The sequence below is a fragment of the Shewanella olleyana genome, assembly GCF_023283825.1.
GTDB classification, from domain to species: domain Bacteria; phylum Pseudomonadota; class Gammaproteobacteria; order Enterobacterales; family Shewanellaceae; genus Shewanella; species Shewanella olleyana.
The window spans coordinates 13,505-26,161 of the sequence record NZ_JAKILD010000022.1 but is presented as its reverse complement, the minus strand read 5'-3'; the positions used below and the strand labels follow the sequence as shown (position 1 = coordinate 26,161).

Annotated in this window: 10 protein-coding genes; 4 read left to right on the top strand and 6 right to left on the bottom strand. The window is 40.1% G+C overall.

Annotated elements, in window-relative coordinates:
• Positions 1-94 precede the first annotated feature (94 nt).
• The 3 genes from L2735_RS15415 to pdsR form a co-directional block, all read right to left on the bottom strand.
• The gene (locus tag L2735_RS15415) at positions 95-1,294 is read right to left on the bottom strand and encodes a cystathionine beta-lyase (protein ID WP_248985560.1); all 1,200 of its coding nucleotides are present in this window, start codon (positions 1,292-1,294) and stop codon (positions 95-97) included.
• Between the two features lie 95 nt (positions 1,295-1,389).
• A complete protein-coding gene (pdsS, locus tag L2735_RS15410; protein WP_248985559.1) occupies positions 1,390-3,555 on the bottom strand; it encodes a proteobacterial dedicated sortase system histidine kinase in 2,166 nt (721 codons plus the stop codon).
• A complete protein-coding gene (gene pdsR / locus L2735_RS15405; RefSeq protein WP_248985558.1) occupies positions 3,555-4,247 on the bottom strand; it encodes a proteobacterial dedicated sortase system response regulator in 693 nt (230 codons plus the stop codon). Before pdsR ends, pdsS begins: the two co-directional genes overlap by 1 nt.
• A gap of 226 nt (positions 4,248-4,473) precedes the next feature.
• On the opposite strand from pdsR, the gene pdsO reads away from it, so the two are divergent.
• The 3 genes from pdsO (at position 4,474) to L2735_RS15390 (ending at position 8,611) form a co-directional block, all read left to right on the top strand.
• Positions 4,474-5,298 carry a sortase-associated OmpA-like protein PdsO gene (gene pdsO, locus L2735_RS15400; protein WP_248985557.1) on the top strand — a complete coding sequence of 275 codons (825 nt, stop codon included), beginning with the start codon at positions 4,474-4,476 and terminating at the stop codon, positions 5,296-5,298.
• Between the two features lie 139 nt (positions 5,299-5,437).
• Positions 5,438-7,900, top strand: a complete 2,463-nt coding sequence (locus tag L2735_RS15395; RefSeq protein ID WP_248985556.1) for a marine proteobacterial sortase target protein — start codon at positions 5,438-5,440, stop codon at positions 7,898-7,900.
• Between the two features lie 81 nt (positions 7,901-7,981).
• On the top strand, positions 7,982-8,611 hold the full coding sequence (locus tag L2735_RS15390) for a class GN sortase (RefSeq protein ID WP_346348141.1): 630 nt from the start codon (positions 7,982-7,984) through the stop codon (positions 8,609-8,611).
• A 39-nt stretch (positions 8,612-8,650) separates the two neighbouring features.
• Here the strand turns inward: L2735_RS15390 and L2735_RS15385 are convergent, their stop codons facing one another.
• Positions 8,651-9,676 (bottom strand): GGDEF domain-containing protein, encoded by a 1,026-nt coding sequence (locus L2735_RS15385; RefSeq protein WP_248985554.1) that lies wholly within the window; start codon positions 9,674-9,676, stop codon positions 8,651-8,653.
• Positions 9,677-9,817: 141 nt separating this feature from the next.
• Positions 9,818-10,705: a hypothetical protein gene (locus L2735_RS15380; protein ID WP_248985553.1), complete on the bottom strand. Its 888-nt coding sequence runs from the start codon at positions 10,703-10,705 to the stop codon at positions 9,818-9,820.
• Between the two features lie 530 nt (positions 10,706-11,235).
• On the opposite strand from L2735_RS15380, the gene L2735_RS15375 reads away from it, so the two are divergent.
• Entirely contained in the window at positions 11,236-12,087 is an 852-nt protein-coding gene (locus L2735_RS15375; protein ID WP_248985552.1) for a LysR family transcriptional regulator, read from the top strand.
• Positions 12,088-12,116: 29 nt separating this feature from the next.
• On the opposite strand, the gene L2735_RS15370 is transcribed toward L2735_RS15375, so the two are convergent.
• A complete protein-coding gene (locus L2735_RS15370; RefSeq protein ID WP_248985551.1) occupies positions 12,117-12,491 on the bottom strand; it encodes a diacylglycerol kinase in 375 nt (124 codons plus the stop codon).
• Positions 12,492-12,657 lie beyond the last annotated feature (166 nt).

Below are 12,657 nucleotides of genomic sequence, written 5' to 3'. Positions count from 1 at the left end.
CACTTATTTATCCCGATTGGTATTATCAATAATCGCTTATTGAACAAAAAGGGCTTTCTCAATGAGAAAGCCCTTTTTTACAACTGAAAGTCATCTACGAGTTATTTTCAATAACTTCATTAAAGCGCTCGAATGCAGCGGTTAAATCAGCTATGAGATCATCGGGATCTTCTAAACCGATATGAAGTCTTATTAAAGGCTTACTGGTATCCCATTTAGTTGCAGTGCGCAGTCTGTCTATTCCAAATACACCAAGGATAAGGCTTTCGTATCCGCCCCAAGAAAAGCCCATTTTAAAGTGACGCATGTTTTCAACAAAAGCAGTCACTGAGGCTAAGTTGCCTTGCTTTAATACAAATGAAAATAGTCCATTACCGCCACTAAAGTCACGTTGATAAAACTCGTGTCCAGGACAGGTTTCAAAGGCTGGGTGACGTAAGTGATCGACTTCTGGTCGACTCGCTAACCAATTGGCCACTTTAAGGGCATTTTTATCATGTTGAGCCATACGCACACCTAATGTACGTAGGCCTCGCGCCGCAAGGTATACATCATCTGGTGAGGTCGTCTGACCCATGATGTAACTGTTTTCACGCAGTTGCTCCCAATGAGCCTCATTAGCTGTTGCTGTGCCCATCATTACATCAGAATGACCAACTATGTATTTTGTTGCTGCTTGAATGGAGATATCAACGCCCATCTCAAAAGGGCGGGAGTTAATTGGTGATGCCCAAGTATTGTCTAGCATGACTACCATGTCATGTTCATGGGCAATACGGCTCAGCGTTGGCACATCTTGAATTTCCATGGTGATAGAACCTGGAGACTCTAAAAATAACACTTTGGTGTTTGGCTTAATTAACTCTTTAATGCCTTCACCAATTAATGGATCGTAGTAGGTGGTTTCTATGCCAAAACCTGCCAGCAATTTATTACACAAATCACGGGTTGGCTCGTAGGCACTGTCGACCATTAATAAATGGTCGCCACTTTTTAAAAATGACAGTAAAGCGCCGCTAATAGCACCAGCACCCGAAGGATACAGAGCAGTGCCAGCACCACCTTCTAATTCACTAATGGCTTGTTGGAATGAAAAATGAGTCGGGGTGCCACGGCGACCATAAAACATTTCACCATTGGTTTTATTTTTTATGGCAAAGCGCATGTCATCCATGGTGTCGAATACCACGGTAGATGCACGATAAACCGGCGGGTTGATAATACCTTTTGAGTATTTTTTCTCTCTACCCACACTGACGATTTGTGTGGCGAGTTTGTCTTGTTGATGACTCATAAATCCATTCCCAATTAATGCAAGGTGATGTTATTCATTTTATTTAGCCATCCTACCATCTGTACGGCCATAATAAAGCGCTAGGGTTATATTAATTATTTAGATTCGGATATCGGAAACTCTAAACTGAACTCTACTCCAGAGTCGTCAGCTAAGTTTTGTGCTCGAATATTGCCTTGATGAAACTCAGTGATAAGCCTTGCGATATACAAGCCTAAACCCAAGTGGGGTTTTGTTTGCACGCCTTGAGGTCTAATGGACACCATGGATTCAAAGATTTGCTCACTCATATCTTGTGGCAGCAATGGTCCACGATTTTTTATACTTAACTTGGCGACTTTTCCTGAGCGCTTAAGTGACACTTCAATAGGATCTTCGGTACTAAACTCAATGGCATTGTTAATCAGTTTGTCCATCAGCTGTGCTATGTATTCAGGTACTCCGTGCATCGACATAGCATGGTCATCAATTTTAACTGCAAATTCATTATCAGGGTAAGTGTACTGATAGCCTTGCATACAGCCACTGACGACTTGCTGTAATGAAAAATTACTTTGCTCTACATGGGATAAACTGGCTTCTAAGCGAGTTGCTTCACTGAGATTATTTAAAATAAGGTGTAAGCGACTAACGCCTTCTTGAGCGCGAGCGACATATTTTTCACTGGCAGGCTCAAGCGGCTGCAAGCTTAAATGCTCAAGTGATGAACGCACGACTGCAACTGGGGTTCGCAGCTCATGTGATAATCGTGAAGACATGTTTTCAAGGTAATGAGTATATTGCCCAAGCCTGCCTACAATACTGGCAAAACTTCGGGATAAATCACCAATTTCATCACGGGTTTTAGAGGGAACAATTTGCTGCCTGACTCGTCCTTGGCTATCGATTGCTTGCTCTGATTGATCGCGCAATTTACGAATTCGGCTTGAAATACTGGAGGCGAAAATAAATAGCGCCAGAGTACCCATACTCATAATGGTCAAAATCACATTAAATAGTTTTTCTAAGGCGCGGTTACGTAAAGTACGAATTCCATGAGTGGTTTCTTCGGCAATGACGGCGCCCATGACTTTATCGTCAATCCAAATCGGACTGGCTGCAGCTAATACCACGGCTTTGTTGTCTGGGGTTAGACGCCATGTTGAACCACGCTTACCGTCTAAAGCTTGCTGGATATGACTGCCGCTTAGCTCTGTTGAATCTTGTAATGAGTCAACAAAATCCTGCGGTGGCTTAGTCAAAATTTTATAGTAAAGCGGTAATAAATGATCGCTTTTAAATTGACTCCACGCGCTGGGCGTTTCTGTTTCATTCAAACTTGATGACCAGACATTATTGCTGGCACGAATATCACCCGATTTCGCCAATACTCGGCCGTGGTTATCGACAACCCAAATACGCGAGCTGTTATGGCTCATTCCTTTAATAATATTTTCAATTTCCGGTGAGGGCACCAACACCGTACCTAAGTGAGCCACTGAATCAATTGCCGATGTGCCTATGATGGTATTAACAGTACGGGTCTTAACATCATCAACGTTATATATGGCGAAGCCGAGTTTACTGCCCACCATAGAAAGTGGCATTCTGAACTCGATATTGTAGCCGTCTTGTGTTGCTAACCATTGACCTTGGATACGTATTTCTGGGGTCACTGGCATCGACTGAGCTGGGTCTTGTGGCAGCTCAAAAGCACTTAACCAACCATCTTGGGTGTTCGCCACAATGTAGCGCCTAAATTGCCCATCAGGAGATTGTGTCGCAATGACTAAGTGATCGTTATTATCAACACGTAAGCTGTTTTTGCTGCGATACACCAACTGTTTGTCGTGTACTTTAAAAAAGCCATATAAATAGCCAGCGTACTTGCCGACCATATGGGTAAAGTGAATATCTACTGGTTGGTTTTCATTGCGATTAAATATCACATGCTCACTGGAATAATTAATCATCCGGTGTTGATACTGTTGCCAGTCGATGAGTTTACCGTCTAATTGAATTGGACCAGATAATGGATAGGCATATAAGTCTCTGCCTTTCTCAACTTGGCTTAAAAAGCTGGCTTGATGGTTAAACAGTTTTGGCCGCTCATGTAATGCGGTTGCTAATGCTTGAGTAGTCCCTTCTAGGGTTTTTTCTTGGCCGTGACGAAGGTACTTTTCCATTTCCCACACATACTCGTACCCCAGCCAAGGCAAGCATAAAAGGAATAATGATAAAATAACAACTTTGGCGCGTAGGCCAATGGGGATATTAAACATTAGCTAACACTATCCCAGCGATATCCCATGCCATAAACCGTATCAATGCAATTAAAGTCTTTATCTGCGCTAATGAATTTTTTACGGATACGTTTTACGTGAGAAGTAATTGTGCTGTCATCAACAAAGATTTTTGCTTCTTGCATTAAGTCTTGGCGGCTTCGAACATGTCCTGGATGTTTCGCCATGGCATGGACCATCCAAAACTCAGTGACGGTTAGCTCAATCGGTTGTTGGTTCCAATACACTTGAATTCGATTACCATCAATAGTCAACGCGCCATGCTCGATAAGATTGTCTTCAACCGTTGCTGCACCGATTAATTCTGAGCGTCTAAATAGCGCTGCAATACGAGCAATGAGGTGGGGGAAACTGACATCTTTTGATAGATAATCATCAGCGCCTAAACGAAGACCACATACCGTATCAAAATCACTGTCACGTGCGGTTAAAAAGATAATTGGCAAGCTGCTAGACATTGAGCGCAGTGATTGGCATAAGGTAAAGCCGCCGTCGATTTCATTTTCTAAGCCGATATCAATAATGGCTAAATCGGGCAGTCGGGAATTAAAGGCTAACATCGCGGCTGGTCGATTCGCATAACCTTGCACATTATAACCTTGCTGCTGTAGCAATTCTTTATAGTTCTCTCTGATAGCGACTTCATCTTCAACGATGGCAATTCTTTTCATGTATATGGTTTTCTCATGGCTTATATGGCTGACTATACATGATTTTTAATCCAAAAAAATTGCCACAAAGCAATTGCCATATTGTTGCCACATTTCATCCCTACATTGCCATTTTTATGCCCCTTGGTTGCCATTTCTATTGTGTTTAATAGCTACATCGAGTGAGACACACAGTTTGTTTACTCATTTACTAAAAACCATTTATTGAACTCAAAAGGAAAATACCATGAAAAAGAAACTTATTGCAGCAGCCGTTATCAGCAGTCTATTTATCTCTAATATGTCAGTGGCAAATGATGAAATGCTAGACGATAGCAATCTAATGACAGAACAAATAGAACAAATAGAACAAATAGAACAAATAGAACAAACCGATGAACGTGAGCACACAGAAGAACTCGTCGGGTTAACTTCAGGCGCTGTACTAGGCGCAGTGGTTGGCGGCCCTGTTGGTGCCATTATTGGTGCATTTGCAGGAACTTTAATCGGTAAAACGGTTGGGGATGACTCAGAGATTCAAACTCAAAAAGTGTTACTCGCTCAGCAGCAAGAATCTATTGAGCTACAAACTTCAGAGCTAACGGCATTACACGAAAAGCAACAATCTTTAGCTGATGTGACCGATGAATATTTATTAGTTCAGTCGCAATTAACAGACTTGAGAGAAGCTCAGCAGCAACAATTACAAGAGTTAGCTATCGGCCTTAACGTGCAATTTAAAACGGGCTCTTCAACTATCGAACCTCACTTTGAGCAACAGCTTGATGATGTGGCTTACCTAATGGCACTTTCACCAGAGCTGATGTTGGACTTAACCGGTTACGCCGATCGCCGTGGCGAAAGTTCATTTAACCAGGCACTTTCTGAACAGCGCCTTATTGAAGTGACAAGCTACTTAGTTAGTCAAGGGGTGTCGTCAGAACGTTTACATGCACAAGCATTCGGCGCTTCAGCGCCTTTACATGCGCAGCAAAGTTTTGAAAACGACTTCTTTGACCGCCGTGTGACGTTAAAAATAATGCCAGTCGGTGAAGCGTTAGCTGCTAACTAATTGACCTTAATTACAGACTCTGCCTTCGTGAAGCCATGATTTATCAATACTTAATTATTAGTGGAACAATACTGATTCATAACTGATTGATGAACATCGCTTTAACGAAGGAGAAGGCTGAACTCAAGGAGAGAAAATAATGACAAGGTTAACGAGTTATCAGGTGAGAGACATGCCAACTAATCAAAAAGAAGCAAATCATCATTGCTTTCAATCTAAAAAAATTAACCGCTTACATCGATTTAATTCTGCAGTGGCTTATGCCTGTTCAGGTTTAATATTGCTCGCACTGATGATTTTGAATGTGTTGTTTCCAGTACATGCCATGGCATCAAATAGTAGTCGTGTTATTGAGCAGGTTGATGAAGGTAATCTCTCACAAGTGACACAAGGCATTTTGCGCTTTCAGCAAAATGGTCAGCAATTTGAGAGCTTGCCGTTAAAGACCGATGTGCAAATGAAGGTGTCGGGTTGGACCAACCGAGTTAGTGTTAAGCAGACGTTTACCAATGACACAACCGAGTGGATTAATGGCCAGTATATATTCCCGCTATCTCATCATGGTGCAGTAGACCAAATGCGTCTAATCATTGGTGAGCGAGTGATTGAAGGGGATATTCAACCTAAAAAACAAGCTAAAGCCACATTTGAGAAGGCAAAGAAACAAGGTAAAAGAGCAAGTTTGGTGTCCCAGCAACGCACCAACATCTTTACCACGGATATTGCTAACTTAGGCCCGAATGAAACCTTAACCGTCGAAATTAGCTACCAAGAAAAACTGGTTTATAAAGACGGTGAATTTAATTTGCGTTTTCCTATGACCATTAACCCAAGGTACGCACCGGCTCAATCGATGCTATCTTCACAAGAGGGCGGTCAGTCAACTCATTCTGGAGCATCATATCTATCTTATGAGTCTTTATCCCCCGTACTGCCGACATCATTACTCAGTTTTTCTCATGAGTTTTTTAATATGGAGAAACCAGCTAATAGCGATTCATCATCAAATTCGCTGATGGTCAGTCTCTCAATTGAGTTAGATGCAGGTTTTAATGTGGCCAGTATTGATAGCCCTTACCACCAAGTGACAAAAACAGGTGCTGCAGATAAGTGGCAGATTAACTTTGTTAACCAGCAAAAAGCTGACAAAGATTTTGTATTAACCTGGCGAGCTGAAAATATACAAGATTATAGCTCAAAGCCAATGACAGCGGTTTTTACTCAAGTCGGTCAAACACATCTACCTTCAACATTTATTGAGTCAAATGGGGCTAATAGTGCAAATACAGCAGAGGTCAAAGACAGTCATAGAAGAAATATGAGCAATGAAAGCCAATACGGTTTAGTCATGCTTACCCCGCCTTTTGTCACTAATTCAATGGGTGAAACCGATACCAGAGGCGCTGAAACATTAAATGAAGCTGCTGATGCCCGCTTAACAAGTACTCATGTCCCAAGAGAGTTGATTCTCGTGATTGATACATCGGGTTCGATGTCAGGCGGTTCACTTGAGCAAGCTAAACAAGCCATGTTATATGCGCTGGCAGGATTAACCAGCCAGGATAAATTCAATGTAATTGAGTTTAACAGCTCGGTAAGCCAGTTATCTTCGACTTCTTTATCTGGCTCAAGTAGCAATATAGGCAAAGCGAATCAGTTTGTTAGGCAGTTAGAAGCCAATGGTGGCACTGAGATTGGTAAGGCGCTAGCTGCATCCTTGTTAAATCAAACATCGGGTACTGATTATGCTAGTGGAAGCGAAGGGGGAAATACTTCAGCTTCAATGTTAAGACAAGTTATTTTCATCACTGATGGCGCTGTGAGTAATGAACATGGCTTGTTTCAGCAAATTGAAGCTGAATTAGGCGATAGCAGATTATTCACTGTTGGGATTGGTTCAGCGCCTAATTCATACTTTATGGAGCGTGCAGCTATGTTTGGCCGCGGGACATATACCTATATTGGCAATATAGCTGAAATTAAAAGCAAGATATCTCAGTTGTTAGCGAAAATAGAAAAACCTGTAAGCACTGATATTAAAATTACTTATCAAGATGGGACACTACCTGATTATTGGCCTGCTCAAATACCCGATTTGTATCAAGATGAGCCATTGTTGGTGAGCTTTAAGGCGCCAGCTTATAACCAGCAAGACTTGGTGGTTTCAGGTTATACCCAAGGGCAGTATTGGCAACATACAATTAATCGACAAACACCTAAAAAAGCCGCTGGGTTAGATTTAATTTGGGCAAATGCGCAGATAAATGCAATTGAGGCGACTCAAACCAGAGCTAATTTACAGCGAATTAAGTCGCAAGTAGAAGCATTAGGGATGAAATATCACTTGGTTACTTCACAAACCAGCTTAGTAGCAGTCGATAAAACCCCAGTAAATCCAATGGCTGATTTTAATCGCAATATGCAGGTAAAAAAACATTTACCCGCAGGTTGGAAAAGCCCTAAAGGCGTATTACCGCAAACTGCAACATCAAGTCGTTTAGATATCTTAATTGGCTTGAGTTTGTTGATGATTTCGTTAATGCACGGGCTTTGGCTTAAAGGTTACTTACCTGGGCAGCGACTCATATTGCCTAAGCGGTAAGGTAAAAATTCTAAAATACACAAAGTTAAGTTCAAGAATTGAAGTATAAAAAATTAAGTATAAAAACTGAGTTTAAAAGATATGGAAACCGGAGGCCTTATGACATTTTATAAATGGATTCTTCCATCTTGTGTTGCACTTATCGGAGTGAGTTTTTTATCACAGGGAGCGTATATGCAGATTAAAGCGAACTTTGCTCAATATCTTATTGAGCAAGCATGGAGTAAAACATTAAAAGATCAATTACCCCATAAGCCCTGGAGCTGGGCTGACACTCACCCAGTAGGTAAATTAAAGCTATATGCCGATAAGGAAACGGATTTATATCCCATTGGCCAGCCTATGTATGTGTTGGCTGGAGCGTCAGGAAGAAACTTAGCCTTTGGTCCGAGTTTAATACTCAGTGGTGCAGGCGTAGGTGAGCAGGGTAATACCATTATTGCTGGTCATCGTGATACCCATTTTTTGCCGCTGAAAAAGGTTAAAAAAGGCGATATCGTTGAGCTAGAAACGTCATATGGTATGCAGCAGAACTATTTAATCACTCAGATAAATATTGTCCACGAATCACAAACGGAAATATTGGATATGACAACGGATAACCAGTTAACGCTAATTACGTGTTATCCGTTTGAGGATTTATCTGCTAATAGCGAATATCGTTATGTGGTGACCGCCAAGAAAGTGAATAGCGGTCATAGGTTGATATGAGATTTAGGCTAAATATTAGCCTAAAGTGAAATGTGAAGCTTAGCTAGAAATTGGCATTACTCTATTGCGGCCTAAGCGTTTAGCTTCATACAACAACTTGTCAGTGGTTTCTATAAGCTGACTCGTTGTTTGCTTTTCTTTCCATTCACTCACACCGAATGAAGCTGTGATATTATCGATTCTGGTTTCGCTGCGACGATCTTTAACGCTGAGTTTTTCAATCGAGCGGCGCATCGCTTCAGCTAATTGTCTCGCTACTCGTTGCTTGCTGTTAGGGAGTAAAATTGCAAACTCTTCACCACCAAAGCGATATAGTTTTACGCCGTCACGACAAGATTCTTGTAAGCGTTTTGCAACAACTTTAAGCACTAAATCCCCAAGCTGGTGGCCATAAGTGTCGTTAAACTGCTTAAAATGGTCGATATCAGCGAGGATCATGCAACAGCCTTCAGGAGACTGGGTTAATAATGCGTTAATGTCATCATTAAATGCACGACGATTAAGCACCTCAGTTAAGGCATCGAATAACACGTCCTTCTCAGTTTCTGCAAGACGCTGTTTCAGAGCAGATATTTCTGTTTGTGCTTTATCTAGTTGCTGAGTAAAACTAACAGTACTTGAATGAATATTAGCTGACTCACTAACAATATTTCTTACGACCTTAATGACTTGTTCAAGTGAAAAACCTTTACTTTCAAGCTCGCTGAGTTTGCTGAACTCTTTCTCAATTTTTGATTGAAAATTATTGGTGTCATGGTTGGTGTCTTTTAAGGATTGAGATAACTCACACACCATAGCATCCAAGTTTTGCCTCATGGAAAGAACGTCTAATTCAACGGGGTCAGAGATATGCTCTCGGTAAAGTAACTCACTAGAAACTGGAGAGTATTGCTGATTTTGTGAAAGAGCTACATCTAAAGCAAGGTTAAGTTTAGGATTAGATTCGGAGACATAAGTATACCAAAGTGCATAATTGGTTGGCGTGGTAGGAATACTGTGTTTGAGCATCAAGGGAACAGCTTTTTTTAAATTCAAAGCGGCAGTTTTTAGTAGGTCATTTGACATGTAATCCCTCAAATAGGTAGAGCCCACAATCAGCTATCAAAATTTAATGAGTTAAATATAGATGAGTGATGATATTTAAAAGTGGCTTATTTATTAAATCATAATCTATAAAAAAGCACCTGTCATTAGGTGCTTATATAATTAAAATGAATAGGATACCGCGAACATGGGGCCTGTAAACCCGTAGTTGATATTGTAATCCAAGGTTCTAAACTCTTTGTCTTGAACACTGCGTGATTTCTCAAGATCAATATCAACATCATAGTAATTATATGCCAGAGTTAAATACCAATCTTCACAAATTTTGGCTTTGACGCCTGCACGAATATCAACTAACGAGCCTTTGATATTGTCGTATTTTATTGCAAAATATTGTGCATGAGTACTAAATTCCCATCCTGGAAAAAATTCATAACTGGCATATACGCCAATATCAGGAAGAGGTGCAGTTATTGCCTTGTCGACAACTCTTGGAGTCAGCGTGGCTGTATCACATAAGCTATTGGGATCAGTGTTTGCTTCACAAAGACCAATAGTTCCTTCAAATACCGTTTCGATGAACATGGTATGTAAACCAATCGATGCACCAACAGTATAGTGGTCACCTTCCCAAATATCGTAGCCATAGCCTAAGCGTAAAATATCAATATTTAAGGTTGTCGATAACTTGGCATTACCATCGATTAAAAAGCTTTGATCATTATCACCAAATTCAGGGATTTCGATATCAAAACCTAACTGGGCGGTATCAGCGTTACGGTGCAATGACTTCCAATCTAAATAGATATTATGACGATCATTAAAGCTGTAATGAAATTCAAAGAAAGGTAAGAATTGTTCGTCTGTGAGTAGTAAGTCATCTTCAAAATCGAGCAAATAGTAATTACCAGTATCTTTAGCGCTTTTAACTAGCATCGATGAATCTGAGCTAGCGTAAAATGCACCAATAGTAATTTTGTATTCATCCGCTTTTACATGGCCTGTTGTACAAACCAAAGCTAAAAGTCCTAAAGAAGCTCGCTTAAACATTTTATCTCCGCACTTAATTTGTACTCTTTGGTGAGCAAACTGTGCTTATTATTTTTATTGGATAATCAGGGGTGTATCTTTTTGTGTAGTAATACTAGCATTATGTAACTAGATGTGAAGGTTTTGTTAGTGTAAATATTGCATAAATTGATCCTAGATCAATGTTTGTTCGTAAGGGGTATTTTTTTTGCGGGGCTACAACTTTAGTTATAATGATATAAGTTACTGTATTTTAGTTGTTTTAGCGTAAATGATTAACTTGGTGTCGGTATATGTTTTTGATGATGAAAACTGAATATTTATTTAGAAGACAATTAGCATAAATCGCTTTATTTTAAATTATTTACAGTCATTTTTTTGACAAAATGTTAATTTTTTTGAAATGACATTACCTGTCAAAATATTGATAGTGTAACGACTGAAATTCTGGTTTATAAATCTCAATCTAGGCTAATTACTCTTTGCAATAATTTTGCTATAAAGCGTTATTAATATCACTGTAAAGATTCACTTCTGAGTATGAACCCCAAATGGATACAGATTTATTAACAACATTTTTAGAAGTTTACCGAACTCGGCATTTTGGAAAAGCTGCTGATAATTTATTTTTAACACGTAGTGCAGTGAGTTTTAGAGTTAAACAGTTGGAAACACTGTTAGGTGTATCATTATTTGATCGTGAGCGTAATAACATACAGCCTACACCGGCAGGTGAACGTATGTTAGAGCATGCAAATGCAGTGCTGACCGCCGTTGAACGTGCTAAGCAAGATGTCTCTTTATCAAGTAGCCAATCAGTTCAACTAACATTAGGTATTGGCCATAATGTTTGGGACAGCTATCTGAACAATTTCATCCAACCTTTATGTTCAGGCTTACAAGATGTCTCACTAAGAACTGATGTAGTGACAACCGCTGTCATGTCGAAGCAGTTATCAGAAAGAACACTAGATATTGCACTAAGTTTTGACCCTTTAAGAATTGATGATATTGAAATCACTAAATTGAACAGGGTTAATCTGATATTAGTATCTAACCAACCAGACTTAATACTCGAAAACCTTAAGCAAACCCCTTATATAAAGGTCGATTGGGGGACCGCATTTAATATTATGCATGCGCAGGAATTGACCTGCTTACCTATGCCAGTGTTACATACTAGCTCTGCTCAGATTGCTTATGAATTTATGATACAAAATGGTGGCTGTGCTTTTTTACCTGAATCCATGGTTGAGCAAAAGGTTAAACAAGGGAAATTGTTTGTTGTTGCAGGAGTTAACCCCATGCGCAGACACATTTATGCGGCGCACTGGACTAAAAATGAACGGATTGATGAAATAGAACAAGCGTTACTATTGTTGACGGACCAAATATATCGGTAAGCAAAGTGTTCTAAATGGCAGACTGCTATCTAGAAAACGTAAGCCTTGAGCAAAATTGCTCCCCAAGTTATGGCGCATAGCGCTAAGCTTAAAAATACCGCTGCAGATGCCACATCTTTAGCTTGGCCACTTAAAGGATGAATTTCATCACTGATACGATCGACGACGGCTTCAATCGCTGAGTTTAACAGCTCAGTGATGAGCACAATAAACAGCGTCATAACCATTAATATTGATTCTACAAAACTGACATTGGCGAATATTGCGATAGGAAACAATATGACAGCAATGATCAGCTCTTGTCTAAATGCCGCTTCATTTTTCCAGGCACTTGCAAGTCCTTGAATTGAAAATCCAGTTGCACGAATAACGCGTTTGAATCCATGATTATTCACTGGCTTCATTGATGTTCCTTTTATTATTTTTAATGAATCCCGCGCCAAATAATGCTTGTTAGGGGCGCCAAACTCAATAACTTGACTAAGATAAAGCATCAGCAATTAAATGAATGGCAATAATGCTTTGCTGATCAACATCATCTGTTTTCAAAAATGTTATTAGGGCCTGTTG